Here is a 26,925-nt window from a genome sequence, read left to right on the forward strand (position 1 = left end):
GGCTCAGGCGCGCGGCGCGAAGCCGTCCAGGACCCGCCCCAGGGCCCGTTCGAACACCGCCTCCAGGTCGATGGGTCCCGCGTCCTCGGTGAAGGACGCCGCCAGCCGCGGATAGGCGCCGGTGGCGATCTGGCCGCCCAGGTAGGCGATCCGCACCGCGTTCTCCTGCTCCTCGGTCCAGGGCAGGGAGCGGGTGCGTTCGGCGACGGCCAGCTCGTTGGAGACGTACATGGTCACCACGGCGTTGACCATGGCGACCAGCTCCATCTTCGTGCCGTGGGACGCCTCCAGGGGGTCCAGGCAGGCCAGGCAGTGTTCCAGGTAGCGCAGGACGTTGGGGCTGAAGCCGTAGATCCCGGACATCAGGCGCGGCAGCCAGGTGTGGCGGCGCATGAGGTCCCGGGACTGGTGGCCCACCCGGAGCATGTCGGCGTGCCAGTCGCCGCTCGGCTCCCACAGCTCGTGCTCACCGCTTACGGCGTCCACCATCAGCTCGTACAGGTCCTCCTTGCGGGGGACGTAGTTGTACAGCGACATGGTGCCGCAGCCCAGTTCGGCGGCGACGTGCCGCATCGACACCGCGTCCAGACCCCCCGCGTCGGCAAGCCGTACGGCCGCCGCCGCGATGTCGGCGCGGGTGTAGGCAGGTCTCGGCCCGCGTCCCGCACGCTCGGGACGGGCCCAGATCACTTCGGGTCGGGCCGGTCGGCCAGCCATGGATCACCACCTCGCCTCCTCATCGTAGTTACGTACACCGTACGCAGTGCGCTATGGTCGACCCATGACAACTACGTACGCTGTACTTAGTGAGGGTCTGGAGAAGCGTTTCGGGGACGTCCACGCCGTGCGCGGCCTGGACCTGGCGGTCGCCGAGGGCACGGTCTGCGGCGTGCTCGGGCCGAACGGCGCGGGCAAGACGACGGCCGTACGGCTGCTGACCACACTGCTGCGGCCGGACGCGGGCTCGGCCCGGGTGGCGGGCCACGACCTGGTGCGCGAACCGGCCGCCGTACGCCGCCGGATCGGGGTGACCGGACAGGACACGTCCGTGGACGCGGACCTCACCGGACGCCAGAACCTGCGGCTGTTCGCCCGGCTGCACCGTGTGGCCGACGCGGCGGCGCGCACCGGAGAACTGCTGGAGCGCTTCGGGCTCGCCGAGGCCGCCGACCGGACCGCGTCCACCTACTCGGGCGGCATGCTGCGCCGCCTCGACCTCGCGGCCAGCCTGCTGCGCCCGCCCGCCGTGCTGTTCCTGGACGAGCCGACCACCGGCCTCGACCCGGCCAGCCGCAACCGCATCCGGGACGCCGTGCGCGAGCTGAAGCAGCAGGGCACGACGGTGGTGCTGACGACCCAGTACCTGGACGAGGCCGACCGGCTGGCCGACGACATCGCCCTGGTGGACCGGGGCCGCATCGCGCACACCGGATCGCCCGCCCGGCTCAAGGCCCTCATCGGGACGCGCGCCGAGGTCGTCGTCGCGCACCCGGACGAGATGACGCGGGCGGCGGCCGTCCTGGACCGGCTCACCGGCGCCGAGCCGGTCTTCGACCACGAGCGGGGCGCCGTCGGCGCGGTCGCCACCGACCCGACGCTCACCCTGCCCCGCCTGGTCCGCGAACTCGACGCGGCGGGCGTGCCGTTGCTCGACGCGAGCCTGAGTCCACCCACCCTGGACGACGTCTTCCTCCGGCTGACCGGAGCGTCCCACGACAGCGAGGAGATCGCGGCATGAGCACGCTCACGTACGACGGCACGGCGATGGTGGGCCGGCAGCTGCGCCGGGTCCGCAACAACCCGGGCCTGGCGATCCTCACCCAGATCATGCCCATCAACATGCTGCTGTTCTTCGGCTACGTCTTCGGCAGCGCGCTGGCGGTGCCCGGCCGGGAGTACCGCGCCTTCCTCGTGCCCGGACTGCTGGCGGCGACGGCGGCCGGCGGGATCATGACGGGGATGTTCCAGGCGGCGCAGGACACCCACCGGGGGGTGATGGACCGGTTCCGCACCATGCCGGTGAGCCGGGCGGCCGTGCCGCTCGGGCAGGCGGTGGCCGACCTCGTCGTCACCGCGGCCGGGACGGTGCCGCTGCTGCTGGTCGGACTGGCCGTGGGCTGGCGGATCGAGGGGGGCGTCGCGCGCGCGGCGGGCGCCGTGGGGCTGCTGCTGCTGTTCCGGTTCGCGTGCACCTGGGTCGGGATCCTGCTGGGACTGCTCACGCGGAGCGAGGATGCGGCCGGTCAGCTCGGGGCCTCGACCTTCGTCCTGCCGCTGCTGTCCAACGCCTACATCCCCACCGGCAACCTGACTCCCTGGCTGCGCACCCTGGCCGAGTGGAACCCGATCAGCGCGATGACCACGGCGCTGCGCGACCTCTTCGGCAATACCCCGGTCCCCCAGCACGCCGCCTGGCCGACGGCCCACCCGGTCGCGGGGACGCTGGCCTGGTGCGCGGTGCTGCTCGCCGTCTGCGCGCCCCTGGCGGTACGGCGGTACGCGCGCGCCGGGGGCTGACGGCGGCGGGGCGGAGTGGGCCCGGGTGGGCCAGGGGGCGGGGCAGGCCCCGACCACGACGGGGGCACGCCGAACGGGCGCCGCGAGCCGTGGGGATGACGGGCGGCGAGAGCGCGGCGCCGCGCGGGGACGGAGTGGTGGCTCGGTCCGGTCCCGGACCCGTGCCCCGGGGGACGCAGGTCCAGGAGCGTCCACGGCGCCCTCCGGAGGTGCCGGAGAGGCCGGAGACGGCGGTGTCGCTCAGTGCCCGCCGAACAGCGAGCGGCGCAGCCGGCGCAGGGGCGCGAACAGCGACACCCGGCGCATCCGCGCACCCCTGCCCGTGCGGTCGTGCACGTCACGCGCGGTCAGTTCACGCATCAGCAGCGTCGCCTCGGCTGCCTCGCGCTGCGGGACGGCAGGACCGCCCAGCACCGCGAGATGGCGGTCGAGGCGCGAGCTGGTCGCGCTGCTTCCGCAGGTGATCGCAGGGACCCTCGCCCTGCTGCGCACTGTTATCTGCTCCATGTCACTCCCCACCCGTACGAGTCCACCCGGCCCGGGCAGGCTAACCCTATCGCCCCGCATGGGCATGCGTGTATCACGGTCGCAGGATTCACCTTCTCCGTAAGGGTGTTGACGACTACGCTCCGAATCCGACCGGTTCCGCGGCGAGTTGAACAAGGGCTGGCAGGCGGGCTGTGACGCCTTTGCGCACCGGCGGGCGGTCACGGCGAGTGAGGTGGGGCTTCGCCGGGACCGCAGCGGCCCGAGGGCGTGTCCCGGGCGGACGAACGCCCGCCCCCGGACCATGGGGGCGGGCGTCGCACCGCTGTCCTCGCCACCGTCGGAACGTGGGCGATCTCACGTGCCCGGCTCGGACGGGGAGCGGTCAGGCGGCGTTGGCGAGCACCGGCAGGTAGCCGCCGGAGTGGCCGGCGGCCGTCGGGTGGTAGGAGTCACCGATGTCGAGCCAGTCGACGCTGTGCAGCCAGGAGCTGCCGGAGCAGATCTCGTGGCCGCTGAAGGTGGAGCGGACGTCGCCGAAGGTGAAGCCGTGGTTCGCGGCGACCTTGGCGATGGCGGCGTCGATGTGGTCCGCCGCCCCGTTGATGGCCGAGCGCTTGGTCTCGGAGAGGCCGAGGCAGGTGTTGCCGAGCAGGTAGAAGCGGGGGTAGCCGATCACGACGACATGGGCGGAGGGCGCCTTGCCGCGGATCACCGAGTAGAGGTTGTCGAGCTTGCCGGGCAGCGTCGAGTCGACGTAGGCCTTGGCGGTCGCGATACGGGAGAGACACGTGCTGTCGGACTGGAGCACACAGGTCGTCATGACGTCGGAGAACCCGGCGTCGTTGCCTCCGATGGTGATCGAGACGAGGGACGTGCCGGAGTTGAGCGGGGCGAGCTGGTTGGCGAGGACGTCGTCGGTCCGGGCGCCGGAGCAGGCGGTGAAGGCGAACGACGACGGGGTGTGGGCGGCGTTCCAGAGGTAGGGGTACGCCTTCGTGCTGCGGTCGCAGTTGCCGCTCGAGCTGATGTAGCTGCCGGCACCCACTCCGGAGGAGTAGGAGTCACCCAGGGCCACGTAGCCGCCTGCGGCGGCCGGTTGCGCTGCCTGCGCCGCGGCCGTCCCGGTGAGGACGAGGCCGACGGTCAGCAGAAGTGAGCCGACGTATGCGGCAATTCGGGAACGTCTCATGGAACCTCCCTTTAGCAGCTTCTCTGCCGCATCCGTGGTAGCAGCTACGCGCGTCACCTGGAAGTGTTCATGCCAAAAAAGCCGCGAACTCCCCCCGAACAAAGGGGTATAGGGGTGCTGACGGCCCCTCATGGCCCGCCCGCGGGCGACGGAGGCAGAGGCGGACAAGAACCCGTATGGGCGGGTTCCGTCAGTCCTGTTCTTCTTCCGGCGGGCAGACGGGGATCACGACGTGGCCATCAGCGTGGGCCACCCCGACGAGCCGCGCTCCGCCGACCGCACTCTGCCGACCGGGCGGCGCGGACCGGGCGGCGCGGACCGGGCGGCGCGGACCGGGCGGCGCGGACCGGGCGGCGGGGACCGCGCTACGGTCCAAGGCCCGTCCGCACGGCGCCGAGGAGCCGGTGAGCCCTTTCCCCTACGCCGGGTTCGCGCCGGCGGCGGGATGGCGCGGCGCGGGGTGCGGATCGCGGCGGGCCGCCAGGGCGGCGCGGACCGGGCTACGGTCCCAGGCCCGTCCGCACAGCGCCGAGGAGCCGGTGAGCCCTTTCCCCTACGCCGGGTTCGCGCCGACGGCGGGATGGCGCGGCGCGGGGTGCGGATCGCGGCGGGCCGCCAGGGCGGCGAGCCGGACGCTCCGGGCCGGCACGGTGCGCAGCCGGCGGCCGACACGCGAGGCACGGCCGGGAAACGGGGTGCGCGGGGCGGTCCGGTGACAGATCATGGCGGCATGTCTGCGAACCCACACGACGCTCTGCCGATCCGGCTCAACGTCGACGACTCCGACTCGCCGTCCGACGTCGTCGACGCGCTGTTCCTCGGCCGCTTCGCGACGGGCGAGCAGCCGTACTCCCACGCGGTCAACATCGACCGGGTCCGTTCCGGCGCCACGCTCCTGCCGGACGGCGCCCGGGTGCTGCGCGTGGCCCGGGACGACGACCGCAGCGCGACCCTCGCCGAGGGCGACGGCTGGACCCTGCTGGTCTCCCGCTGGAACCGCGGGGCGGACGTCACGGTCACCGCGACCGACGCCGACCTGGCCAAGCGGGTCCTCGACCAGGCCACGGACGGCGCGGCGGACGAACCGGAGCCGCAGCCGGAGAACGTGACGATGGGTTTCTGGTACGTCTCCCCCCGGCGCGGACCGCACCGCACCACCCGGCAGATCGCCGCGGGCACCTGGGACGAGGTCCGGGCGAACTACACGGCGCCGGTCGCGAACGCGATGGACCGTCTGATGAAGACCACCCCCGAGGACATCGCGGGCCGGCTCCTGCTGCTGCACGGCCCGCCCGGCACCGGCAAGACCTCCGCGCTGCGGACCCTGGCCCGCTCCTGGCGTGACTGGTGCCAGGTGGACTGCGTCCTCGACCCCGAGCGGCTGTTCTCGGACGTCGGCTACCTGATGGACATCGCCATCGGCGAGGAGGACTCGGCGGGCAAGGGCCGCTGGCGGCTGCTCCTGCTGGAGGACTGCGACGAACTGATCCGCGGCGAGGCCAAGCACACGGCGGGGCAGGCGCTGTCACGGCTGCTGAACCTCACGGACGGCCTGCTCGGCCAGGGCCGCAACGTCCTGGTCGGGGTGACGACCAACGAGGACCTGGAGCGGCTGCACCCCGCCGTGGTCCGGCCGGGCCGCTGTCTGGCCCGGATCGAGGTGGGCCGGCTGACCCGCCGGGAGGCGGTGGACTGGCTGGGCACCGAGGAGGGCGTGGGCCAGGGCGGCGCGACGCTGGCCGAGCTGTACGCGCTGCGCCGGGGCACCTCCCCGACGTCGCTCCCGGAACCGCGGGAGGGCGCGGACGCGGGCCTGTACCTGTGACCCGCTCTCCTTTCCCGCCCGGGCCGGTGGGGGGACAGCGGGACGCGCCGGTGTTCTGATGGGGGTATGACCCTGTTCGTCGGGACGTCGGGATGGCAGTACAAGGACTGGCGGGGGGTGCTGTACCCGCAGGACTGTCCGGTACGGCGGTGGCTGGAGGAGTACGCGGCGGCGTTCGCCACGGTGGAGGTCAACAACGCCTTCTACCGGCTGCCGTCGCGGGAGACCTTCGAGACCTGGCGGGAGCGGCTGCCGCCCGGCTTCGTCGTCGCGGTCAAGGCGAGCCGCTACCTCACGCACGTCAAACGCCTGAAGGACCCCGGGGAGCCGGTGCACCGCCTGATGGCGCACGCCTTCGGCCTCGGTGACCGCCTCGGCCCCGTGCTGCTCCAGCTGCCGCCCACGCTGCGCGCCGACGCCGGTCTGCTGGACGCCTGCCTGGCGTGCTTCCCGCCCGGCACCCGGGTCGCGGTGGAGCCGCGGCACGAGTCGTGGTGGACGCCGCCGGTGCGCGCCGTGCTGGAGGAGCGGGGCGCCGCCCTGTGCTGGGCCGACGTCCACGGCCGCCCGGTCACCCCGTTGTGGACGACGACCGGGTGGGGCTACGTACGTTTCCACGTGGGCCGCGCACGGGCGTGGCCGCACTACGGCCGCAGGTCCCTGGAGACCTGGGCGGACCGCATCGCCACGGCCTGGCCGGCCGGCCGGGACACGGACGTGTACGCCTACTTCAACAACGACCCGACGGCGGCGGCGGTCCAGGACGCGACGGCCTTCGCCCACGCGGCCCACCGCGCGGGCCTGGCCCCCACCCGCACCCCCGCCCGACTGCCCGCCCGCACCTGAGCGGCGAGCCCCCGCCCGGCGGTCGTAGCGCCGGGGCCGACGGCCGCGCAGGAACAGCGGCCGTACCCGGACCGACGGCCACGCCATAACAGCGCAGCGCCCGTACCCGGACCGACGGCCACGCCCGGCCCGGACGGGCCCCGCCCAGCCGGAGACGGGCGGCTCACGCGCGGCAGCCGGACACGGAGGGCAGCACGACCGCCCCCGACGGGCAGCACGGCCGGGCCGGGAAGGGCGTCGCGCCCGGAGCGGCAGGGCCCGGCAGCGTCGAAGTGTCGCGCCCGGGCGCCGGAAGGGCTGTCCCCCGAGTCGCCCCGCCCCCGCCCCGCTCTCCCCCCGGCGCTACTTCCCGTACGCCGCCCGCAGGGCGTCCCGAGCTGCCGCGAGGGCCGTGGACTCGTCCAGGCCCAGTCGGCGCGCGCGTTCCGCGAAGGCCTGGGCGGCGGACGCCGCCTCGCGGGCCGCGGCCGAGTCCGCGGCGGCCACGAACGTGCCGTTGCGCCCCCGTGTCTCGATCACGCCGTCCGCCTCCAGCGCGCGGTACGCCTTGGCGACCGTGTTCGCGGCGAGCCCGAGGGACTCGGCCAGCCCGCGCACCGTCGGCAGCCGGTACCCCACCGGCAGCACCCCCGACCGCGCCTGCTCGGAGATCTGGGCCCGCACCTGCTCGTAGGGCGGTGCGCCGTCGTCGACATGGATGCTCAGGGTCACGGGGTGATTCTCGCGCACCCGCGCGGCGACCGGCGTACCGGAGGGCCGCGGACCGGCGGAAAATGGGAGGCGTACGGCTGGGCCCGCCCCGTAGCGTGCGCGCCCATGACCGTGATCGTCCGTGACCTCCGCCCCGACGCGCCCGCCGACCTGGAGGGCTTCGCCCGCGTGCGCCGGCTGGCGCTGCCCTTCATCCTGTTCACCCCCGAGTCCATCGCCCACACCCTCACCCGCATGCACCCCGACGCGCGCTACCGCCCGCTGGTCGCCGTCGCGGACGGCGAGGTGATCGGCACGGCGCAGGTGCACCTGGCCCACGAGAGCCCGGAGCCCGGCCAGGGCAACATCAACGTGTACGTGCATCCCGAACACACCGGACGCGGTGCCGGCACCCTGCTCGTGCGCACCGCCGAGGAGTACCTGGCCGCCCACGGCGCCGTGCGGCTGCACTCCTGGGTGCTGGACGCGCCCGGCAACCGCGCCTTCGCCGAGCGGCACGGCTACCGCAGCAGCCGCTCCGCCCACTTCCTCCGCCTCGACCTGGCGGGCGCCCCGCTCCCGCCGCTCCAGGACCCGCCGCCCGGCGTGGAGCTGCGCCGTGGCTCGGACTACGCCGCCGACCCGCGCCCGCTGTTCGACCTGGACGCGGAGACGGTGGCGGACGAACCGAGCGACGTGGGCGCGGAGTTGACCGACTACGAGGCCTGGCTGGAGGAGACCTGGCGGCACCCGCTGCTGAACCCGGAGCTGACGTCCGTGGCGGTCGTCGAGGGCCGTCCGGCGGCCTTCACCCTGGCGTACACGGACGGCGGCACCCGCTACAGCACCGGCATGACGGGCACCGCCCGCGCCTTCCGCGGCCGGGGCCTGGCCAAACTCGCCAAGAACGACTCGCTGCACCGCGCCCGGGCGGCCGGCGTCACGGAGGCGTTCACCGGCAACGACACGGGCAACGGGCCGATGATCGCGATCAACAAGTGGTTCGGCTACGAGGTGTGCGCGACGGAGGTGCGCTATGTCCGCGAACTCGACTGATCCGCCGGGCACGGTGGACGTCGTCCTCGTCAAGGGCGGCCGTACGAAGATCCGTTACCCCGCCGTGCCGGTGGCGGACGACGGCGTACGGATCGTGGTGCGCGCGCCGTGGGCGGGCGCCGGCGTACGCGACTTCGGCTTCGTGCGCTTCGAGCCGGGCGACGTCTTCACCGAGTACTACTGGCGGGACCGGTGGTACGCGGTCAAGGAGGTCCGCGACGGGGGCGGGCGGCTGAAGGGCTGGTACTGCGACATCACGCGCCCGGCCGTGCGCACGGGCGCGGAGCTGGTCGTGGAGGACCTGGACCTGGACCTGTGGCGCTCCGCGGACGGCACGGACGTACTCCGCCTGGACGAGGACGAGTTCGCGCGGAGCGGCCTGACGGAGCGCGACCCGGCGGCGGCCGGCGCGGCGGTGGCGGCCCTCGGCGAGCTGGAGGCCCTGGCCCGCGAGGGCGGGTTCACGGCACTGCTGGCCTGAGCCGGGCGCGGGCGCTCGCGCGTGCCGGGGCACCACCGCGCACCGCCCGGCCGGTCGGGCCGGGTCGCCGGGTCGGGCCGGGTCAGGTCAGCGCCACCACCGCGTACCGCTCGTCGGGCACCTCCTTGCCCCAGAGCAGGGCGTCGGCCGACAGGTGGTCGACGCGGGTGTGCCGGGCGAGGGGCGTGAGGAGAGTGAGAAGCCGCTCCGTGGGTATGCCGACGGGCGTGACCGTGCCCCAGACGCCCTCGATCAGGACCAGCCGCCCGGCGGGCCGCAGCAACTCCCGCCAGTGCCGCAGCGCACCGGCGGGATCCGGCAGCGCCCACAGCACGTGGCGGACGAGGACGGTGTCGAAGCGCCGCTCCCCCACCGGCGGGCTCGCCGCGTCACCGACCAGGAACGCCGCGTCGCGCCCCGCGAGTTTCGCGCGGGCCAGGTCGACCATGGCCGGGGAGCTGTCGACGCCGGTCACCCGGTGCCCCTGTTCCGCCGCGAGGAGCGCGAGGCTGCCCGTGCCGCAGCCGAGGTCGAGGATCTCGGCGGGACGCTCGGGCAGCCACTCGCGCAGCCGCTCGGCCCAGGCGGCCCGCACCCGGGGATCGCGCAGCCCGTGATCCGGCTCGTCGTCGAAGACGGCCGCCTGCGCGTCCCAGTCCACCGCCGCTGGAGCCGGACTCCGGCCGGCCACGTCACCATCGGTCGTCGTGTGTGCACTCATGGCCCCAAGAGTGACACCCACCACTGACAGCCGGATCGTGACCGCCGCCACAGACACACCCGCACCGATGAGGAACTCTCGCCACAAAGGTCTACCTCCGTGAGAACACGGAACCCGGTAGACGTCGAAGGAGGCACCGATGCGCCGCATGACAGTGCAGAAGCCCCTGAGGAAGACCGACACCCGCCGGACCCGCGAGGAGACCGACGAACGTCCCGCCGGACGGCCCGAGGTCCGCAAGGACATCGCGCGCACCTGGTGGCCGGAGGGATGACCGGTCGGCGGTGCCTGAGACGCGCCGGAACCGGCCTGCCGCGCACCCCGCGCACGCCCCCTGTCTGAACGCAGTCTCAGCGCTCCCTCGACGCGAGCCCAAGGATCTCCCCGCACCGCCCTCAGCAGGCGATCTCCCAGTTCCGCGGGGCTGGTTTCCGACCCACCCCAACTCCACGGGATCCGTCCCCCGTACCAGGGGCCGTCAGACCCGTACCAGGGCTGGTCGGAAACGACCGTCGCGAGGAGAGTTCCGCCACGCCCGCACGCCCCCGCCGCCGGGCCACCAGCTCGCCGCACCCGGCCTGGCGTCGCTCGCCCTGACCGCTCCCGCCTCCGCGCACGGCACGATGGGCGGCCCGGTCAGCAGGGTTTTCCAGTGCTGCGCCGAGGGACCGTAGAGCCCGAGGCCGGCGGCGGACACAGCACCCGCACCCGCTGCGGGCGGCGCCCCGCAGGCCACCACGACCGCCGGCCGGGGCCAGAACCTCGCCGAGACCGGCGGCGACGGCACCATCCCGTACGTCGCGGTCGGTGGCACCGCCGCGGCGGCGCTGTTCCGCTCGGTGCGGCGACGCGTCCGCCGGGTCAGCTGAACACGGACGCGCAGGTGGTGGCGGTGGCGTGCGCCGGGTCGAGCGCGTTGGCCACCTCGTGGAAGGCGATGCGGTCGACCGTGCCGATGGCCACGTGCTCGGACAGGTCGAGCGGGCAGAGGTCCTGCAGCAGGACGTTGTGGACGTCGGAGCCGCTGAGGTACTGGGTCCGCCAGGGCGTGGCCACCTCGTCGTAGCGGGTGGCGATGACCGTGTAGTGCACGCCGGGCACGGTGTCGCCGCCCGCGTCGAGCTTGGTGACGAAGGCGGACCCGGCGATCTGGTCGGCGAGGCCGGGCGTGGCGGCGGAGAGCAGGCCGGCGGCGCCCGGGAAGTACGGCAGCAGGTTGGTCAGGCCGTCGAGGGTGGTGCCGTGGCTGTCGGGCGCGATGCCGACGAGGGCGTTCACCTTGGCGGCCCCGCCCAGGAACTTCAGGTAGTAGCGGGGCATCAGGCCGCCCTGGGAGTGGCCGACGAGGTCGGCTTCGGCGGCGCCGGTGGCGGCGAGCACTTTGTCGATGAAGGCGGAGAGCTGCCCGGCCGACTTGTCGATGGGGCCGAGGCCGTTGAAGACCGGGACGCCGGGCAGTTGCCCGTAGTCGAGGGAGAAGACGCAGTACCCGCGGGTCTGGAGGTAGGGCGCGAGGCCGAGCCAGTTGTCGACGGAGTTGCCGAAGGTGCCGTGGACGAGGACGACGGGGCGGGGATGGGCGGCGGACGGCTTGCAGCCGTAGTCGTTCCAGCCCGAGCTGGGAGCGGAGGCGTGGGCGGCGGTGGCCGGGACGACGGCGACGGCGGCGGCCAGGAACAGGGCGGCCAGGTATCTGCGGGCGCGCTGGAAGGGCAGCATCGTGTGATCTCCTCGCGACTCAAGGAAGGTGCGACGGCACTACGCCCTGTGATCCGGATCACCAGGATGCTGTTCACTCGTCAAGTTACGGACGAGTAGCTCAAGTGTGAAGTTACGCGTCAGTAAAAACTTGGCGGGGCGCCGGGTGCGCCAACGCATGTGGGTGATGACGAATCTGACTTGCCGTCACCGACCAAGGCGACGATGCCGACGTACCGTCCGCGGCGAGCCGACCGCCCGGGTCACCAGGCCGGCCGCACGGGCCCGTACGGTGCGATCCGCGCCAGCCGCTCCCCCAGCGCGCGCACCTCGTCCTCGCCGAGTGCAGCACTCCATCCCCGCACGGCCTCCGCGGCCGACGCCTCCGCCGCACGGGTGCAGGCCCGGCCCCGCGCGGTCAGCACGATCAGCCGGGCGCGCGCGTCGCCGGGGTGGGGCCGCCGCTCGGCGTACCCCTTGCGCACGATCTCGTCGACGAGCTGGCTGGCCGCCTGCTTGGTGACCCCGAGGTGGGCGGCCAGCTCCGTGACGGTCGCGCCGCCCGGTGCCAGCCGCGCGAACGCGAAGCCGTGCGCGGGCCGCAGCCCCTCGAAGCCGCGGGCGACCACACCGTCGTGGATGCGTTGCGTCAGCTCGCCGGCGACGGCGAGCAGGGCGGCGGACAGGGCCATGGCCTCGGAGTTCTGCACGGGGACATTGAAACACCCTTGACCAATTGGTCAAGTTGCTTGACTATGAATCCCGAACACTTGGTCAAGCAGCTTGACCACTTTTCCCGTTCCCCTGAGGAGGCCCCATGCCCGTCGTCCGCGCGTCCGAAGCCGTGACCCATGAGATCCACGGCGCCCGTTTCGTCTCGTACGCCGCCCCGCTCACCGGCTCCAGGGAGCTGTGCGCCTGGCGCGGCGAGATCCCGGCCGGCACCCGGGCGCCCGCCCACACCGTCACCCACGAGGAGATCTTCCACCTGCTCGACGGCGAGCTCCTGATCACGCTCGACGAGCGCACCGAGCGCGTGACCGCGGGCGACACGGTGATCATCAACCCCGGTGCGACGCTCACCGTGGAGAACCCCACGGACCGCACCGCCGTCTCCTGGGTCACCACGTCCATAGGCCTGCGCGCCCGCCTTGCGGACGGCACCGTCCTCACCCCTCCGTGGGCCAACTGACCGCGCTCGGAAAGGGGTCAAGCGGCCAGCGTCCCCGGCATCACCGCGCGCGGTCCGAACCTGGCCCGCGCGCGGTCCGCGACCTCCTCGATGCGGCGGAGCTTGTCGTCGGCGGGGTCGAAGGTGAGCTGGTGGGAGGCGTGTTCGGCGGGGTCCAGGCCCTCGGCGCGCAGGGCGAGCGCGCGGACCCGGGCGCGCTGGAGCCCCAGGGCCTCGTACATGCCGTACGCGAGGCCGGTCAGCGCCGCCGAGTGGGCGGTGGGTTCCGGCAGCGTACGGGCGCGGACGGTGGCGGACCGGTCGGCGTAGCGCACGGTGAGGGTCAGGGTGCGGCAGACCTTGTCCAGGGCGCGCAGCCGGGCGCCCAGTTCCCCGGCGGCCGACAGCAGCGCGGCGCGGTGCCGGTCGGGGTCCAGTTCGTCGCGGTCGAAGGGGCGTTCGGTGGCAAGGGACCGTGAGACGGCGTTGGGGACGACCCGGCCGCGGTCGACACCGCTCGCCTTCTCGCGCAGTTCGCGGCCCGCCTTGGCACCGATCAGCCGCTGGAGCGTCGGCAGGGGCGCGGCGGCGACCAGGCCCAGGGTGTCCAGGCCGTACTCGCCCAGGGTGCGGGCCGTGGCCGTGCCGACACCGGGCAGCGCGGTGACGGGCCGGTCGGCGAGGAACTCCGCGACCGCGGCCGGTTCGGCGGGTACCGCGCAGGTCAGTCCGGGCCGGGCGGCGCGCAGGGCCACGCGGGCCAGCATCGGGCCCGGCCCGGCGCCGATCGCGCAGTCGACGCCGAACCGCGCGAGCGCGCGGACCCGGATCACCGACGCCAGTTCGATCGCGCCGCGCCCGAAGTACCGTTCGGCGCCGCGCAGATCGGCCAGCGCCGCGTCGGGCGGCAGCGCCTCGACCACCGGGGTGAACTCCTCCAGCAGCCCGAGCAGCCCCGGCAGGGCCGCCTCGTACATCGGGGGCAGCTGGAAACGTACGCAGAGAATGGTCATCCCGCACTCCCTGGACTCTGGTGCCACAACTTCCTTCCGCTCGCGGGCCCTTCGCCCGCCGGGCGCAGATCCGCCCATGGGTGCATCTCGTATCCGGTGGGCATCCGGATACGGCGGTCGCGGGCGGTCTCCATCGGGTCCGGCGCCGCGGAGCCGGCAGGCGCGGGCCGGCCGTCCGACCCGGCGAGCCGGGCCCGCCGCGCACCGTCACCGTCCTCCGTGGCGGACCGCGCACCGTCCCCGTCACCGTCGCCCGTGGCGGACCGCGCACCGTCCCCGTCACCGTCGCCCGAGGGGGACCGCACACCGTCCCCGTCACCGTCTCCTGCGGCGGACCGCGCCGTGCCGTCGAGTCCGGCCAGCCGGGTCGCCACCTCCTCCAGGCCGCCCCGGGCGCGCAGTTCGGCCAGTTCGGCGAGGTTCCAGGCGGCGGCGCCCACCACGCTGACGCTGCGCGGGCCACGCCGCTGCACCACTCCGCGCACCAGCAGCAGCCAGGAGTGGAAGACGGTGTGCGCGCAGGCGTCGTGGGAGTCGTCGAAGAAGGCGAGGTCGACCAGACCGGTGCCGTCGTCCAGCGTGGTGAAGATGACCCGCTTGCCGGACCGGATCGGCGGGGTCTGGGTGGCCGCCTTGGCGCCCGCGACCAGCACCGTCTCGCCGTGCCGGGCCTCGCGCAGCCGGCGCGCGGAGACCACGCCCAGCTCGTCGAGGAACGCCCGGTGGTCGTCCATCAGATTGCGCGAGGCGTCCATGGACAGCACGCCCAGTTCGGCGCTGAGCCGCTCGGTGTCGGACAGGTCGGGCAGCCCGGCCGCGGCGGTCTTCCGGCCTCCGGCCAGGGGCAGTTGGCCGCCGCCCGCGCCCCGGGCGCCCCGGTGCAGCTCGGTCAGGTGCAGTTGCAGGTCCCGCCGGTTGGCACCGAACGCGTCCAGCGCGCCCACCTGGGCGAGCCGGGCGGCGACCGGGCGGCTCGGCCGGGCCCGCTCCCAGAAGTCGAGCAGCGAGGCGTACGGCTGCCCGTCCGCGATCCGTGCCGCCTCGGCCTCGCTGATGCCGTGCACGTCGCGGAGCGCCAACCGCAGCCCCCACACCTTCGATTCAGACACCAGTTCGATACGGTGTGCGACCCCCGACCGGTTCACGTCCAGCGGCAGGATCGGCACCCCGCGCCGCCGCGCGTCCGCCAGCAGCAGCCGCTTCGGGTACATGCCGGGGTCGTGGGTGAGCAACCCGGCGTAGAAGGCCGCAGGATGGTGTGCCTTCAGCCAGGCCGACTGGTAGGTGGGCACGGCGAAGGCCACCGCGTGCGCCTTGCAGAAGCCGTACGACCCGAAGGCCTCGACGATCTCCCAGGTGCGCCGAATCGTTTCTGCGTCATACCCCTTCGCCGCCGCGCGCTGCGCGAACCACACCTTGATCCGCCCCTGCGACTCCGGGTCGGACAGCCCGCGCCGTACCCGGTCCGCCTCGTCGCGCCCGCAGCCGGTCATGAGGTGCACGATGTGGATGACCTGCTCGTGGAAGACGACGACGCCGTACGTCTCCCGCAACGGTTGCGCCAGGTCGGGATGCGGGTAGCGGGCGGGCGCCCGCCCGTGGCGCGCCTCGATGAACGGCCGCACCATGTCGGCGGCGACCGGGCCGGGCCGGAAGAGCGAGATGTCGACCACGAGATCGTGGAACGTGGCCGGCTGGAGCCGCCCCACCAGGTCGCGCTGGCCCGGGGACTCGATCTGGAAGCAGCCCAGGGTCTCGGCGGAGCGGATGAGCCGGTACGTCGCCGGGTCCCCCTCCGGCACGGAGTCCAGGTCGATCCGCTCCCCCGTCGTGCGCCGCACCTCCGCCACCGCGTGCGCCATCGCGGACTGCATCCGCACCCCCAGCACGTCCAGCTTGAGCAGCCCGAGGTCCTCCACGTCGTCCTTGTCGAACTGGGACATGGGCAGGCCCTCGCCGCTGGTCGGCACGACCGGCGTACGGGCGAGCAGGGAGGCGTCCGACAGCAGCACTCCGCACGGGTGCATGGCGACCCCGCGCGGCAGGGCGTCCAGGGCCTCGACCAGTTCCCACAGCCTGCCGTACTTCTCCTTCTGCCCGGCCAGCGCCTTCAGCTCGGGCAGTTCCTCCAGCGCGGCGCGGGCGTCGCGGGCGCGGATGTGCGGGAAGGACTTGGCGACGCGGTCGATCTCGGCGGGGTCCATGGACAGGGCCGCGCCCACGTCCCGGACGGCGTGGCGGACGCGGTACGTCTCCGGCATGGCGACGGTCGCCACCCGCTCGGTGCCGAACCGGCCGATGATCTTCCGGTAGACCTCCAGCCGGCGCGCGGACTCCACGTCGATGTCGATGTCGGGCAGGACGAACCGCCGCCTGGACAGGAAGCGCTCCATCAGCAGCCCGTGCTCGACCGGGTCGGCGTGGGCGATGCCGAGCAGGTGGTTGACGAGGGAGCCGGCGCCGGAGCCGCGCGCGGCGACCCGGATGCCCATCTTCCGTACGTCGTCGACGACCTGGGCGACGGTGAGGAAGTAGGAGGCGAAGCCGTGGTACGCGATGACGTCCAGCTCGTCGTGCATCCGCTCCCAGTACGCGCGCCGCCCGGCGTAGCCGCGCAGCACCATGCCCGCCGCCGCCCGGGAGGCCAGCGTGCGCTGCGCGGTGCGGCGGGCGGCGCCGACCAGGTGCGGCTCGGGGAAGTGGACGGTGCCCATGCCGAGGTCGTCCTCCGGGTCGACCATGCACTCGGCGGCCGTGGCCCGCGTCTGCTCCAGCAGCCGGTGGGCCGCCTCGCGCCGGAAGCCCGCGGCCTCGACGATCCGCTCGGCCGCGTGCAGCATGGCGCCCGGGTCCTTCAGCCAGGCCTCGCCGGAGTCCAGTTCCTTGGTGGCGTCGATGGGGACCAGACGGCGGGCGGCGTCCAGGACGTCGGCGACCGGGCCCTGGCCGGGGTCGGCGTAGCGGACGGCGTTGCTGAGCACGGGCCGGATCCGCTGCTCGGCGGCGAAGCCGACGGTCCGGGCGGCCAGCCGCAGGGAGCCGTGCCCGGTACCCGTGCGGCCGTGCCAGACGGCCTCCAGGCGCAGGGCGTCGCCGTAGACCTCGTGCCAGGGGACGAGGAGGCGCGCGGCCCGGTCGGGGCGGCCCGCGGCCAGCGCCCGGCCGACGTCGGAGCCGGGGCCGAGCAGCACGGTCAGGCCGTCGGCGTGGTTGTCGGGCCAGGACAGGACCGGGGTTCCCGACGGGGGTCCCCCCTGCTCGGGCGAAGTCGAGGGCTCGGGGGCGGTGTGGGCGGCGCTGACCAGGCGGCACAGGTCGGCCCAGCCGCGGGCGCCGTCCCGGGCGAGGAAGGTGACGCGCGGGGTCGACTCGTCGACGAAGGCACCGCCGCGCACCGGCGAGCGGCGCCGCTGCGGCCCCCCGGACCCGTCGTGCCGCGCCAAAAGGCCGTGCCGCAGGGACCCGTCGCCCCGCACGGCGTCGCCGCGTCGCGCGGGAGCACCGGGGCGCGGGCCCGGGTCCGGGCGTACGCGCTCGGGTTCGGCCACCGCGAGTTCCGTGCCGAACAGCGGGCGGACGCCCGCCGCCGCGCAGGCCTTGGCGAAGCGGACGGTACCGGCGAGGGTGTCGCGGTCGGTGAGGGCAAGGGCGTCCATGCCCCGCTCGGCGGCACGCTCGGCCAGCCGTTCCGGGTGCGAGGCGCCGTAGCGCAGGGAGAACCCGGAGACGGTGTGCAGATGCGTGAAGCCCGGCACACGCACCTCCCGCACTCGTGAGCCCGCACGAACAAGCTCTCGAACATCAGTTCCACTACCCTCCCTCCACCATAAACCAATTTCCGAACGTCTGTGCGACATCTGTTCGGGCGTGTCCCACCTGCGCGAACGCCCGCCGCCACGCAGCGTGAGGACACGACGCACCCGCCCGCCCGCCGGTACCGCCCCCTTCCTCCAGGAGGTCGAGGACGCCGTCACCCCATCCTGCCGGTGGTGATCGCGGACAACCCGAGCGCGGGCGGTGCCTTCCCGCTGCCGCTGCTGCCGCCCTTCTGGCAGGCGATCGGGCCCGCCCTGCCGCCGGGCGCGGGAACGTGGGCGGCCCGCTCGATCGCGTACTTCCGGAGCAACGCCCTGCCGTCCGCCCCCCGACGACACCTTCACCGACCCGGGAACCGGAACCGGCACCGGCACCGGCACCGGCACCGGCACCGGCATGAAGACGTGAGAGCCCCGCCCTCGCGCGTGCGGGGACGGGGCTCCCACCGATCCCGTGGGGTACCGGGGACCGATCCCGTGGGGGGGCCGGGGTCCGGCCGGTCAGCCGATCTCGGCGCCGGTCGCCGACAGCGCTTCGGTGACCGGCTGGAAGAACGTCGTACCGCCGGAGGTGCAGTCGCCGCTGCCGCCGGAGGTCAGACCGAGCGCGGTGTCGCCGTCGAACAGCGAACCGCCGCTGTCACCGGGCTCGGCGCACACATCGGTCTGGATGAGACCGCTGACCGTGCCCTCGGAGTAGTTCACGGTGGCGTTCAGACCGGTGACCGTGCCGGTGTGCACGTGGGTCGTCGAGCCGCTGCGGGTCACCTTCTCGCCGACGGTCGCCTCGCCCGCTGCGGTGATCGTCCGCGTGGACCCGTCGTAGAGGTCGACGGCGCTCGGGTGGTCGACGGGGGCCGTGTACTTCACCAGGCCGTAGTCGTCCCCGGGGAAGCTGGAGCGCTCGTTGCTGCCGATCACGGTGCCGTCGGCGTCCGACCAGGTGGAGATGGCGGCGGTGCAGTGACCCGCGGTGAGGAAGTACGGCTGCCCGCCCTTGACCACGTTGAAGCCGAGCGAGCAGCGCCCGCCCGAGCCGGTGATGGCGTCACCGCCCGCGACGAAGGGCTTGAACCGCCCCTTGGACCGCTTGAGTTCGGCCTTCCCGCCCAGGCCCTCTACGACCCTGGAGAGCTTGGTCCACGCGGCCTCGGAGACCGTTCTGTCGGCGGTGACCACGACCTTGTCGGTGACCGGGTCGGTCGCCCACGAGGTGCCGGGCACGGTCGCGTCCTTCGCGAGCTTCGCACGGGCGCCGTCCAGTTCGGCGAGGGTGTTCTCGACGACTCTGGCCTTCGCCCCCGCCCGCTCGACCGTGCGCGCGGCGGTCCGGTCCAGCACGTTCACCACGAGGTGATGGGAGCCGGCGTCGTAGTACGCGCCCGCCGTGCTGCCGGCCCCGAGGCCCTTGAGCAGGGTCGAGGCGAGTTTTCCGGCCGCCGGGGCGGACAGGGCGCGGGCCGCGGGGGTCCGGTCCGGCTCGCTGGCGTTCGCACTCTGGAAGGTGACTCCCGCGGCGACGAGGGCGGCGACACCCGCGACCACCACGGTCGCTCGGCGCCGGGGTATGCGTCGGTGCTTCAACTGACGTCCTCCTGTGGGGGACCGGCCCGGGAGGTTGTGGGGACCTCGCGGACCGGAAGGATGGGGCGCCCACTATTCCGAGGCCCACAGGGAGCACACAAGGTCGAGTTCTGGACGGGCGTACGTCAACCGGCGTACGCCCCTTATGGCTTGAGCGTCCGAGGTCGCACCACCCCCGTTCGCTCCGCAAACACTACGAGCGAGTAACCTGTCGGCGCTCTGTGAGGTCTACTCCTGTCCGGATCTCGCCCCTCGCGAACCGGGCCCGGAGCCAGAACCCCGGACCTGCGAACCTCCCCCGGAACAGACGAAGGCCCCCGCACACCGGTCGTGTGCGGGGGCTCGCCTGCCGTCGGCCGTGGGGGCGGCCGAACTCACCTGTGGAGCGGTCAGTACACGTGGACCCCGTAGGCGCTCAGGGCTTCGGTGACCGGCTGGAAGAACGTCGTACCGCCGGAGGTGCAGTCGCCGCTGCCGCCGGAGGTCAGGCCGTACGCCGTGCTGCCGCCGTACAGCGGACCGCCGGAGTCGCCGGGCTCGGCGCAGACCGTGGTCTGGATCAGACCGGAGACGACGTCGCCGCCGCCGTAGTTGACCGTCGCGTTGAGGGCGGTGACCCGGCCGCTGTGCGTGCCGGTCGTCGAGCCGCGGCGGTAGACGGTCGTGCCCACTGAGGGCGTGGCGGCACTCGTGATGTCCTGGCTGCCCACGGCACCCGACTTGGTCACCGAGCTGTTGGTGTACCGCACGATGCCGTAGTCGTTGCCGGGGAAGGAGGAGCCGGCGGTGGTGCCCAGCGTGGTGGTGTGCGCGGAGTTCGACCACCAGGTGCCCGCGCCGTCGGTGCAGTGGCCGGCGGTCAGGAAGTAGTAGTTGCCGCTGGAGTCCTGGACGTTGAAGCCCAGCGAGCAGCGCCAGCTGCTGGCGTAGATGGCGTCGCCGCCGGAGATCAGCTTGTTGAACTTGCCCGGTGTGCGCTTGATGGTCAGGGCCCCGGAGTCGGTTCCGGCCTGTTGTTTGATCCTGTTGATGTCGGCCTGGGAGACCGTGCTGTCGGCGGTGACGACGACACGGTTGGTCTTGCTGTCGACGGCCCAGGCGGTGCCCGCGACGTCGGCCTTGAGCACCGAGTCGCTCGCCTTGGTGAGCTGGGCGGCGCTGAAGGTGCTGGTGTCGGCCGCGTGCGCGCTGGGGACCGCGAACGCGGCGGCGGCCACGAGCCCGGAGGCGAGGGCGACCAGCCGGGTCTGTCTCGTGATGACGGTGCGGGGGGAAGTGCGCTTGATCCTCACTTGTCGTTCCTCCACAAAGGAAGTCGGGGGCCCGCGTGGGGTCGGGGCCCGTGAGGCGCAGAGCCAGGGGCGAGTTCCGGGTTCCGGATACGTTGTGCCCCTGACAAGCGCTGTGGGGGAGTATTCGGCCGAACGGCCGGTCGGCGCAAGAGTGCCTTTCGGCCGTGCGACTGTGTGCGGTTCGAGTGGACTGTGTGCGGTCCAGGCGGATTGACGGTGCGTCAGCGGTGTGGCGGCGGTGTGCGTCGCGGCTCAGCGCAGCGTGCGCTCCCCCGCGGGTATCGCGAGGTCCAGCGTGTTGCCCGGCGGCGGGAAGGGACAGATGAAGTGGTCGGCGAACGCACACGGCGGCAGCACGGCACGGTTGAAGTCGACCGTGGTGCGGCCCTCGTCGTCCGGCGCCCCTGGGTGCAGGAAACGGAAGCGGAAGCTGCTGTCCCCGCTGGTGGTGTCGGCGAACACCGCCCACAGCCCGCCGTCCGGCTGCTGGGCGACCTGGAGCGACAGATCCCGCCCCTGGAGCGTGAACGCCAGTTCCCCGGCGAGCCCGAGGCCGCGCTCGCGCCCGTCCGCGTTGGGCACGCGCACGGTGCGGGCCTCCCCGTACGGGGTGAAGCGCCCCGGCACCGACCAGCGCGGGTCGTACGCGGTGGCCGCGATGCCGCGAAACGCCCCGCGGGCCGCGGACGCCGGGTCGAAGTCCCGTACGCCCCATGCGCCTTCGCGTACGAGCACGACCAGCCGGCGCTCGCCCAGCGCGACCCGGGCGTCCGCCACCGCCGCGGTGTCGGCGCCGAGCCGCACCCGCCCGGCCAAGGGCCGGCCGTCGACGGTCAGTCCGTCCGCCTCGGCGGCGGTGAGCACGACCGCGTCGCCGTCGGCCGCCCAGCTGCCCGAAACGCCCGGGAGCAGACCCTCCGGGTGGTCCTCCAGCCAGTGCGTGCCGGTCAGCGCGAGCGGCCCGTAGGGAGCCGACACCGTCTCGGTGCGGTCCTCGTGCCACTGCTTCCACCGGTCGGATGCGTCCGTCATGTGATCAACCCTTCCATGTGCGGCCGTGCGGCCAAACCGAGGTGCGGGCGCAGCGTGGCGCCCTGGAGCGAGTACGGGAGAACGAAGCCACCGGGGGGCCGGAAGCGGCGGGTTCGGCGGTGGTGGGCGCGATCCCGGTACCGGTCACGGTCACGGTCGCGGAGGTGGTTCCGGTTCCGGTTCCGGCCTCGGTCGCGGTTCCGGTCCGCGCCCGGAGGCGGGGGACACGCCCGGTACGGCCGCGACGGGCCGGCGCGCAGGCGGCCCCCGGCCGCGGCTCCCCGCCCCGGCCGCCGTCCGAATCCCCCGCCTGGATGACGACCGGATGGCCCCGGGACGAAGACGGCCGCCCGGCCTGCGGAGAGGACCGCGGTGCCGACCCGGTCACGCCGCTCCTTCCGCCCCGGCGCGCCGCGCGCCGGACCGGCCGGTACGGCGGTCGACGGGCCGGGCCAGTCCCAGGTGCTCGCGCAGGGTGCCGCCCGGATAGAACGTGCGGAACAGTCCGCGGTGCTGAAGCAGCGTCACGGTGCCGTTGACCAGCCGCTCCAGGTCCCGGCGCGGGTCGGAGGGCACGAGGTGGAAGCCGTCGACGGCGCCCTCGCGGTGCCAGGCGGCGATCAGTTCGGCGAGGTCGACGGGGCCGCCCCGGTACAGCGGGCCCCGCGCGGTCCGGCGCAGGCCTCCCCCGCCGCCGGGTTCCCGGCCGTGCTCGGAGCGGGGGAATTCCCCTCCCCTTTCCGCCGCGTACTCGCCGTCGCGCAGGTCGATGGCGAGGCCGGCCAGGACGCGCAGGGCGCCGGGGTCACGGCCGGACCGGGCGGCCTCGTCACGGAGCCGGTCCCGGACGGCCGCCGCCTGTGCGGGATGCGTCGCGTTCACCAGCACCACGTCCGCGTGGCGTGCCGCCGTACCGCACGCGTGACCGCCGGTGGCTTCGGCCACGCGGACGAGGTGCCCTTGCGGGGACCACGGCGCGACCGGAGCACCCCGCCCAGCACCGTCCCGCTCAGCACCGTCCCCCTCCGTGCCGCCCCCCTCCGTGCCGCCCGGCTCCGTGCCGTCCCGCGGTCGCGCGGCCTCGGCGGCGGCCGGGCCGGCCGGTGCCCCGAGCCGCCACCCGGCCCGGCCGCGGCTGACCCGGTCGAGGGCCGCCACGGCCGCCTGGACGGGGCCGGGTTCGGTGTGCGTGGCCGTGACGGTGGGGACCAGTCCGACGCGGTGCGTGGCGGGTGCCACCTGGGACAGGACCGCGAGCGCGGCCGGGCCGGGGCGCGCGGGACCGTCGTCGAGCGTCACGAAGTCGAGGCCCCCGCTCTCGGCGAGCCGCGCCGACTCCACGTAGGACGCGGCGTCGTACGCCGACTGCCGGTCCAGTGCGGCAGCCAGGTGCAGCAGCCTCCGGCCGGGCGGAGCGGTCATCGCGGGGGTTCCCTTCTGTGGCGGGCCGGGCGGGGCGAGGTCGGTGACGGGCCGGGCGGGGCGAGGTCGGTGACGGGCCGGGCAGGGGGGCGGGGCGCCGTGCCGACGGTGCGCGGGTCACAGGACCTTGGAGAGGAACGCCCGGGTCCGTTCGTGCCGCGGCCGGTCGAGCACCTCACCGGGCGGCCCCTGCTCGACGATCCGCCCGGCGTCCATGAACACCACCGTGTCGGCGACCTCCCGCGCGAAGCCGATCTCGTGAGTGACGACGATCATGGTCGTGCCCTGCCGGGCCAGGTCCTTGATGACGTCGAGGACTTCGCCGACCAGTTCCGGGTCGAGCGCGGAGGTCGGCTCGTCGAAGAGCAGCAGCCGGGGCTCCAGGGCCAGCGCGCGGGCGATCGCGACGCGCTGCTGCTGGCCGCCGGAGAGCCGGGCGGGGTAGTCGTCGGCCTTGTCGGCGAGCCCCACCCGCTCCAGCAGCAGCCGCGCCGCCTCCAGGGCCTTGGCGCGGGGGCGCTTCAGCGCGGCGACGGGCGCCTCGACGATGTTCTCCAGGACGGTCAGGTGCGGGAAGAGGTGGAAGTTCTGGAAGACGAAGCCGATCCGGGTGCGCTGTCCGAGGACCTCACGCTCGGGCAGCTCGTGCAGCCGGTCGCCCGAGCGGCGGTAGCCGACGAGGGTGCCGTCCACGCTGATCGCGCCCCGGTCCACCTTCTCCAGGTGGTTGATGGTGCGCAGCAGCGTCGACTTGCCCGAGCCTGAGGGGCCGAGGATCACGGTGACCTGACCGGTGTTCACTTCGAGGTCGATGCCTTTGAGGACCTCCAGCGAACCGAAGCTCTTGTGGACGGACCTGATGTCGACCATGACGCTCATCGCGGGGTTCCTTCGGTGCGGGGGGCGGGGGGGACGGACGGGAAGAGGATGCTCGGGGGACGGTGGCCGACGGCCGGACTCACCCGACGACGTGCGGGGCCGACGCGGGAGCCGCTGCGGAACCCTCCCCGGGCACCGCCGCGGGACCCGGCCGGGGGCCCGGCGCGCGCAGGAAGGTCAGCACCGCGCGGGCGGTGGCGTCGTTCTGCCGGAACGCGGGGCCGCCCGTGCGCGGCCGGGTGAAGGCGCCGGGCGTACGGCCGTCGGTGAACGGGCCGAGCGCGAAGCGCCGGGGATGCGGGCGGCCGGCCCGGTCCAGGATCCGGCCGTCGGCGCGGTCGACCCGGAGCAGGCCGTCCGGGGTCTCGGCGGCCCCCTCGGCGTGCAGGGCGCGCAGCAGCGGGTCGCGGGTGCGCCGCACGGTGGGCTCGGGCAGCCGCGCCTCGACCAGCGCCCGTGCCTCGACCACGGCGCCGGGCACGGTCTCGCTCGACGCCCGGAACACACCGTCCTCGGCGGTGACGCGCATGTCGGCGCCGACGAACCTGAGGACGCCCGCGCGGGACAGGGCGAGCATCTGCCGCAGCCGGGGCCCGGGTGGTCCGGAGGCGAGGGAGCTGAAGAAGCCGTGCCACCAGGGCCCGATGTCGCCGAGCCGGGTCAACTGGCCGTAGACGGACAGCAGTCCGAGGAAGAGACCGAGGTCGGCACTGTGGGCGGGGTCGTGCCGCCGGCGCAGGTCGGCCTCGATGCGGCCGCGCAGCGCCGCCTGGAGGTCGTCGGGCGTGTCGTACCGTACGCCGTGCAGCGGCCGGTCGAGAACGGCGAGGTCGAGCCGGTCGGCGGGGCCGGGCACGGCGGCGGCGACCAGGTCCCGGCGCTCCTCGGGTCCCCCGTCCGCGTACGCCTCCTCGAAGTGCGCCCAGGCCATGGCGGTGCGCTCGGGGTGAGCGGTGAACAGCCGGTGGTAGTGGGCGAACCCGAGTTCCTTCTCGACCAGCGGCCACAGGCCGCCGCCTCCCCCGCCGACTTCTCCGCCGCCGCTCCCGGGCGGGACGCTCCCCCATCCACGGAAGCCGGCCCCGTCCACACCGTCCGGACCGCCCGTGGCCGACAACGCGCCGATCGCGTCCGCACCGAGGAACCGGGGCAGCGGCGGGCGTTCACCGGTGAGGTCGTAGCCGATCTTCGAGTGGTACGGGACCCCGCGCCGCGAACCGACGTACAGCACGGGCTCCCGCCCCGACGGCACGTAGGTGTCCTGCTCGTGGCGACCGCCGCGGCCCTCGGTGAGCAGCACCATGAGGTCGACGAAGGCGAGGCCGAAGCCGCGGACGACGACCGGGTCGCCCGCTCGCAGGGCGGACAGGTCGCTGTCGGCGGTGAAGCCCGGCGGCAGGTGGACCAGGCCGTGGTCGCGGGCGTAGGCGGCCAGCCGGGCCTGTTCGTCGTCGGGTTCGGCGTCCAGGTGGCCGAGGGCGAGCACCACCAGGTCGGCGAGCAGGGGGCGCGGGCGGCCCTCCAGCCACACCTGCTGGCGGCCCTCGCGCGGCCCGCCGACCCTGAGCGCGCGCCGCCGGTGGTGGTGGACGGTGACGCCCGCGGGCAGCGCGGCCACCGCCTCGTCGTACACCCAGCGCAGGTAGGAGCCCTGGACGCGGCGGTCGGTGAAGGTGCGGCCGGGCAGGCCCGCCCACTGGTGCAGGGTGGGGCCCTCGCGCACCGGTCCCGCCATGTCGACGGTGTCGTCGGTGAACATGGTGACGTCCTCGGCGTGCGAGTTCATCCACAGCAGCGGTGACTGCGCGGCGCGCCAGATGCGGCCGGCGCCGGGCGGCCAGGGGTCGACGAGGTGGATGTCGAGGCCGTCACCGGCGTACAGCTCGGGGGCGTTGGCGGCGATGCGTTCGAGCAGACCGGTCCCCCGCGGGCCGGCCCCGACGACGACGAGCGAGGACGTCATCGGGTGCGCTCCGTGCCGCGCGCGTAGTGCTTCTCCACGTAGTGCTGGCCGACGCTCAGCACCGAGGTGACGGCGGTGTACCAGAGGGTGGCGACCATCAGCAGCGGGATGACCTGGTACGTCTGGTGGTAGATCAGCTGGGCGGAGTACAGCAGGTCCTGGACGGCGATGACGCTGACGATGGAGGTGCCCTTGAGGGTGCCGATCAGCATGTTGCCGGCCGGGGGCACGATGGAGCGCATCGCCTGCGGGAGGACGATCCGCCGCCAGCGCCGCCACTGGCTCAGGCCGAGCGCCTGCGCGGCCTCGATCTGACCGCGGTCGACGGAGAGGATGCCGCCGCGCACCACCTCGGCGGCGTACGCGGCCTCGTGCAGGGTGAGGCCGACGATCGCGACGGTGACCGGTCCGAGGAGGTCGACCGTCCTCACGCCGAGGATGTGCGGGTACAGCGCCCCGATGTTGAACCAGAGCAGCAGCTGCACGAGGATCGGTATCGAGCGGAACAGCCAGACGTAGCCGCGGCTCACGGCGCGCAGCACCGGGTTGGCGGAGAGCCGGAAGACGGCGAGCAGGGTGCCGAGGACGAAGCCGAGCGCCATGACGACGGCGGTCAGCCACAGGGTGAGCCAGAGTCCGCGCAGGACCGAGTCGGAGGTGAAGTAGTCGGCGACGACGTCCCATTGGAACGCCTTGTTGCGCACGACCGAGGTCAGCGCGAGGCCGAGCAGGGCGAGGACGACGACGGCGGCGGCCCACTGGCCGGGCCGGCGGCGCGGCACGATGCGCAGGACGTCGGCCGGTTCGGGGGTGCCTGGGCTGCCGGGAGCGGCGGGGGCTTGGGCGAGGGTGCCGGAAGACATGCGAAGACTCCGTGACGTAGGTCGAACACGGGTGGTGCCTTCACACGGGAGCGCCGGGGGCGCTGGGCGGCCGAGCCCCTCAGCAGGGCCGTTCCCATGAGAGTACGGGCGGGTTTCCCTCCGTTGTCAAGGGCGTCCAGCATATGAGCCGGACGTCTCAACGTGGTTGACGGGAATCCGGATGCCTGTTCCACTTGGCCCATGCATCCGCAGCAGTGGCTGGTCACGCGCTCCCACATCGACTTCGGTCGAGTGTGGTCCTGTTCTTGTTGAGCTGAGCCGACCCCCTGCGCGCCCCGGTGTCTCCGGGCGCCTTCGGTGTTCTCGCCTTCCTTCACCTTCCTTCGCCTTCCCCCCCGCTTCCCCGCCCGCGCCTTCC

The 26,925-nt window shown here is 73.9% G+C and carries 25 protein-coding genes and 2 pseudogenes; 10 read left to right on the top strand and 17 right to left on the bottom strand.

Features of this window, described 5'->3' with window-relative positions; genetic code table 11:
• Positions 1–3 precede the first annotated feature (3 nt).
• Positions 4–717 carry a TetR/AcrR family transcriptional regulator gene (locus tag AB0G56_RS09015; protein WP_360965862.1) on the bottom strand — a complete coding sequence of 238 codons (714 nt, stop codon included), beginning with the start codon at positions 715–717 and terminating at the stop codon, positions 4–6.
• A gap of 64 nt (positions 718–781) precedes the next feature.
• On the opposite strand from AB0G56_RS09015, the gene AB0G56_RS09020 reads away from it, so the two are divergent.
• A complete protein-coding gene (locus AB0G56_RS09020; RefSeq protein WP_360965865.1) occupies positions 782–1,738 on the top strand; it encodes an ATP-binding cassette domain-containing protein in 957 nt (318 codons plus the stop codon).
• Entirely contained in the window at positions 1,735–2,517 is a 783-nt protein-coding gene (locus AB0G56_RS09025; RefSeq protein WP_360965868.1) for an ABC transporter permease, read from the top strand. The genes AB0G56_RS09020 and AB0G56_RS09025 overlap by 4 nt, the downstream gene beginning before the upstream one ends.
• A gap of 240 nt (positions 2,518–2,757) precedes the next feature.
• Here the strand turns inward: AB0G56_RS09025 and AB0G56_RS09030 are convergent, their stop codons facing one another.
• The 3 genes from AB0G56_RS09030 to AB0G56_RS09040 form a co-directional block, all read right to left on the bottom strand.
• On the bottom strand, positions 2,758–3,024 hold the full coding sequence (locus AB0G56_RS09030) for a hypothetical protein (RefSeq protein WP_360965871.1): 267 nt from the start codon (positions 3,022–3,024) through the stop codon (positions 2,758–2,760).
• A 364-nt stretch (positions 3,025–3,388) separates the two neighbouring features.
• A complete protein-coding gene (locus AB0G56_RS09035; RefSeq protein ID WP_360965874.1) occupies positions 3,389–4,195 on the bottom strand; it encodes an SGNH/GDSL hydrolase family protein in 807 nt (268 codons plus the stop codon).
• A 553-nt stretch (positions 4,196–4,748) separates the two neighbouring features.
• Entirely contained in the window at positions 4,749–4,919 is a 171-nt protein-coding gene (locus AB0G56_RS09040; protein ID WP_360965877.1) for a hypothetical protein, read from the bottom strand.
• 6 nt (positions 4,920–4,925) lie between these two features.
• Between AB0G56_RS09040 and AB0G56_RS09045 the strand changes: the two genes are divergently transcribed.
• Together AB0G56_RS09045 and AB0G56_RS09050 are read left to right on the top strand one after the other, a co-directional pair.
• Positions 4,926–6,020: a DUF5925 domain-containing protein gene (locus AB0G56_RS09045; protein WP_360965879.1), complete on the top strand. Its 1,095-nt coding sequence runs from the start codon at positions 4,926–4,928 to the stop codon at positions 6,018–6,020.
• 66 nt (positions 6,021–6,086) lie between these two features.
• Entirely contained in the window at positions 6,087–6,866 is a 780-nt protein-coding gene (locus AB0G56_RS09050) for a DUF72 domain-containing protein (RefSeq protein ID WP_360965882.1), read from the top strand.
• Between the two features lie 342 nt (positions 6,867–7,208).
• Here AB0G56_RS09050 and AB0G56_RS09055 read toward each other — a convergent pair whose 3' ends face one another.
• Positions 7,209–7,577, bottom strand: coding sequence for a GntR family transcriptional regulator (locus AB0G56_RS09055; protein WP_360965884.1), 369 nt, complete (start codon positions 7,575–7,577; stop codon positions 7,209–7,211).
• Between the two features lie 105 nt (positions 7,578–7,682).
• On the opposite strand from AB0G56_RS09055, the gene AB0G56_RS09060 reads away from it, so the two are divergent.
• Positions 7,683–8,612 carry a GNAT family N-acetyltransferase gene (locus tag AB0G56_RS09060; protein WP_360965887.1) on the top strand — a complete coding sequence of 310 codons (930 nt, stop codon included), beginning with the start codon at positions 7,683–7,685 and terminating at the stop codon, positions 8,610–8,612.
• The gene (locus AB0G56_RS09065; RefSeq protein ID WP_360965890.1) at positions 8,593–9,093 is read left to right on the top strand and encodes a DUF402 domain-containing protein; all 501 of its coding nucleotides are present in this window, start codon (positions 8,593–8,595) and stop codon (positions 9,091–9,093) included. Before AB0G56_RS09060 ends, AB0G56_RS09065 begins: the two co-directional genes overlap by 20 nt.
• Before the next feature lie 82 nt (positions 9,094–9,175).
• On the opposite strand, the gene AB0G56_RS09070 is transcribed toward AB0G56_RS09065, so the two are convergent.
• Positions 9,176–9,814 carry a class I SAM-dependent methyltransferase gene (locus AB0G56_RS09070; protein ID WP_360965892.1) on the bottom strand — a complete coding sequence of 213 codons (639 nt, stop codon included), beginning with the start codon at positions 9,812–9,814 and terminating at the stop codon, positions 9,176–9,178.
• 139 nt (positions 9,815–9,953) lie between these two features.
• Between AB0G56_RS09070 and AB0G56_RS09075 the strand changes: the two genes are divergently transcribed.
• On the top strand, positions 9,954–10,088 hold the full coding sequence (locus tag AB0G56_RS09075) for a hypothetical protein (RefSeq protein ID WP_360965895.1): 135 nt from the start codon (positions 9,954–9,956) through the stop codon (positions 10,086–10,088).
• A 469-nt stretch (positions 10,089–10,557) separates the two neighbouring features.
• A pseudogene (locus AB0G56_RS09080) lies at positions 10,558–10,683 on the top strand (LPXTG cell wall anchor domain-containing protein); the annotation flags it as partial.
• On the opposite strand, the gene AB0G56_RS09085 reads toward AB0G56_RS09080, so the two are convergent.
• Positions 10,676–11,533, bottom strand: a complete 858-nt coding sequence (locus tag AB0G56_RS09085) for an alpha/beta fold hydrolase (protein WP_360965897.1) — start codon at positions 11,531–11,533, stop codon at positions 10,676–10,678. The pseudogene AB0G56_RS09080 and the gene AB0G56_RS09085 overlap by 8 nt on opposite strands.
• Before the next feature lie 242 nt (positions 11,534–11,775).
• A complete protein-coding gene (locus AB0G56_RS09090) occupies positions 11,776–12,222 on the bottom strand; it encodes a MarR family winged helix-turn-helix transcriptional regulator (protein WP_360965900.1) in 447 nt (148 codons plus the stop codon).
• Positions 12,223–12,329: 107 nt separating this feature from the next.
• Here AB0G56_RS09090 and AB0G56_RS09095 point away from each other — a divergent pair, with 107 nt between their 5' ends.
• A complete protein-coding gene (locus tag AB0G56_RS09095; protein ID WP_360965903.1) occupies positions 12,330–12,704 on the top strand; it encodes a cupin domain-containing protein in 375 nt (124 codons plus the stop codon).
• A 17-nt stretch (positions 12,705–12,721) separates the two neighbouring features.
• Here the strand turns inward: AB0G56_RS09095 and AB0G56_RS09100 are convergent, their stop codons facing one another.
• Both AB0G56_RS09100 and AB0G56_RS09105 read right to left on the bottom strand, forming a co-directional pair.
• A complete protein-coding gene (locus AB0G56_RS09100) occupies positions 12,722–13,696 on the bottom strand; it encodes a hypothetical protein (RefSeq protein ID WP_360965906.1) in 975 nt (324 codons plus the stop codon).
• Positions 13,693–17,451, bottom strand: coding sequence for a DNA polymerase III subunit alpha (locus AB0G56_RS09105; protein ID WP_360965909.1), 3,759 nt, complete (start codon positions 17,449–17,451; stop codon positions 13,693–13,695). The genes AB0G56_RS09100 and AB0G56_RS09105 overlap by 4 nt, the downstream gene beginning before the upstream one ends.
• Positions 17,452–17,673: 222 nt before the next feature.
• Between AB0G56_RS09105 and AB0G56_RS09110 the strand changes: the two are divergent.
• Positions 17,674–17,829: pseudogene (locus AB0G56_RS09110) on the top strand (DUF3533 domain-containing protein); the annotation flags it as partial.
• 183 nt (positions 17,830–18,012) lie between these two features.
• Here AB0G56_RS09110 and AB0G56_RS09115 read toward each other — a convergent pair.
• The 7 genes from AB0G56_RS09115 to AB0G56_RS09145 form a co-directional block, all read right to left on the bottom strand.
• The gene (locus tag AB0G56_RS09115) at positions 18,013–19,095 is read right to left on the bottom strand and encodes a S1 family peptidase (RefSeq protein WP_360965911.1); all 1,083 of its coding nucleotides are present in this window, start codon (positions 19,093–19,095) and stop codon (positions 18,013–18,015) included.
• Between the two features lie 389 nt (positions 19,096–19,484).
• Complete coding sequence (locus AB0G56_RS09120) at positions 19,485–20,387, bottom strand: S1 family peptidase (RefSeq protein ID WP_360965913.1); 903 nt, start codon at positions 20,385–20,387, stop codon at positions 19,485–19,487.
• Between the two features lie 252 nt (positions 20,388–20,639).
• A complete protein-coding gene (locus AB0G56_RS09125; protein WP_360965916.1) occupies positions 20,640–21,419 on the bottom strand; it encodes a DUF1684 domain-containing protein in 780 nt (259 codons plus the stop codon).
• A gap of 384 nt (positions 21,420–21,803) precedes the next feature.
• Positions 21,804–22,841: an LLM class flavin-dependent oxidoreductase gene (locus AB0G56_RS09130; protein WP_360965919.1), complete on the bottom strand. Its 1,038-nt coding sequence runs from the start codon at positions 22,839–22,841 to the stop codon at positions 21,804–21,806.
• Positions 22,842–22,958: 117 nt separating this feature from the next.
• Complete coding sequence (locus tag AB0G56_RS09135; RefSeq protein WP_360965921.1) at positions 22,959–23,720, bottom strand: amino acid ABC transporter ATP-binding protein; 762 nt, start codon at positions 23,718–23,720, stop codon at positions 22,959–22,961.
• A gap of 79 nt (positions 23,721–23,799) precedes the next feature.
• Positions 23,800–25,683, bottom strand: a complete 1,884-nt coding sequence (locus AB0G56_RS09140) for an FAD/NAD(P)-binding protein (RefSeq protein ID WP_360965924.1) — start codon at positions 25,681–25,683, stop codon at positions 23,800–23,802.
• The gene (locus AB0G56_RS09145; RefSeq protein ID WP_360965927.1) at positions 25,680–26,546 is read right to left on the bottom strand and encodes an amino acid ABC transporter permease; all 867 of its coding nucleotides are present in this window, start codon (positions 26,544–26,546) and stop codon (positions 25,680–25,682) included. Before AB0G56_RS09145 ends, AB0G56_RS09140 begins: the two co-directional genes overlap by 4 nt.
• Between the last annotated feature and the right edge of the window lie 379 nt (positions 26,547–26,925).

Source organism: Streptomyces sp. NPDC021356, from assembly GCF_040641015.1.
In the GTDB taxonomy this organism is placed as follows: domain Bacteria; phylum Actinomycetota; class Actinomycetes; order Streptomycetales; family Streptomycetaceae; genus Streptomyces.

Excerpts from the sequence above, each read along its gene's own strand:
- AB0G56_RS09045 (WP_360965879.1), top strand. The coding sequence starts at position 4,926 with ATGTCTGCGAACCCACACGACGCTCTGCCGATCCGGCTCAACGTCGAC.
- AB0G56_RS09075 (WP_360965895.1), top strand. The coding sequence starts at position 9,954 with ATGCGCCGCATGACAGTGCAGAAGCCCCTGAGGAAGACCGACACCCGC.
- AB0G56_RS09020 (WP_360965865.1), top strand. The coding sequence starts at position 782 with ATGACAACTACGTACGCTGTACTTAGTGAGGGTCTGGAGAAGCGTTTC.
- AB0G56_RS09145 (WP_360965927.1), bottom strand. The coding sequence starts at position 26,546 with ATGTCTTCCGGCACCCTCGCCCAAGCCCCCGCCGCTCCCGGCAGCCCA.
- AB0G56_RS09035 (WP_360965874.1), bottom strand. The coding sequence starts at position 4,195 with ATGAGACGTTCCCGAATTGCCGCATACGTCGGCTCACTTCTGCTGACC.
- AB0G56_RS09065 (WP_360965890.1), top strand. The coding sequence starts at position 8,593 with ATGTCCGCGAACTCGACTGATCCGCCGGGCACGGTGGACGTCGTCCTC.
- AB0G56_RS09015 (WP_360965862.1), bottom strand. The coding sequence starts at position 717 with ATGGCTGGCCGACCGGCCCGACCCGAAGTGATCTGGGCCCGTCCCGAG.
- AB0G56_RS09070 (WP_360965892.1), bottom strand. The coding sequence starts at position 9,814 with ATGAGTGCACACACGACGACCGATGGTGACGTGGCCGGCCGGAGTCCG.
- AB0G56_RS09060 (WP_360965887.1), top strand. The coding sequence starts at position 7,683 with ATGACCGTGATCGTCCGTGACCTCCGCCCCGACGCGCCCGCCGACCTG.
- AB0G56_RS09030 (WP_360965871.1), bottom strand. The coding sequence starts at position 3,024 with ATGGAGCAGATAACAGTGCGCAGCAGGGCGAGGGTCCCTGCGATCACC.
- AB0G56_RS09135 (WP_360965921.1), bottom strand. The coding sequence starts at position 23,720 with ATGAGCGTCATGGTCGACATCAGGTCCGTCCACAAGAGCTTCGGTTCG.
- AB0G56_RS09125 (WP_360965916.1), bottom strand. The coding sequence starts at position 21,419 with ATGACGGACGCATCCGACCGGTGGAAGCAGTGGCACGAGGACCGCACC.
- AB0G56_RS09085 (WP_360965897.1), bottom strand. The coding sequence starts at position 11,533 with ATGCTGCCCTTCCAGCGCGCCCGCAGATACCTGGCCGCCCTGTTCCTG.
- AB0G56_RS09050 (WP_360965882.1), top strand. The coding sequence starts at position 6,087 with ATGACCCTGTTCGTCGGGACGTCGGGATGGCAGTACAAGGACTGGCGG.
- AB0G56_RS09100 (WP_360965906.1), bottom strand. The coding sequence starts at position 13,696 with ATGACCATTCTCTGCGTACGTTTCCAGCTGCCCCCGATGTACGAGGCG.
- AB0G56_RS09040 (WP_360965877.1), bottom strand. The coding sequence starts at position 4,919 with ATGATCTGTCACCGGACCGCCCCGCGCACCCCGTTTCCCGGCCGTGCC.
- AB0G56_RS09130 (WP_360965919.1), bottom strand. The coding sequence starts at position 22,841 with ATGACCGCTCCGCCCGGCCGGAGGCTGCTGCACCTGGCTGCCGCACTG.
- AB0G56_RS09095 (WP_360965903.1), top strand. The coding sequence starts at position 12,330 with ATGCCCGTCGTCCGCGCGTCCGAAGCCGTGACCCATGAGATCCACGGC.
- AB0G56_RS09140 (WP_360965924.1), bottom strand. The coding sequence starts at position 25,683 with ATGACGTCCTCGCTCGTCGTCGTCGGGGCCGGCCCGCGGGGGACCGGT.
- AB0G56_RS09025 (WP_360965868.1), top strand. The coding sequence starts at position 1,735 with ATGAGCACGCTCACGTACGACGGCACGGCGATGGTGGGCCGGCAGCTG.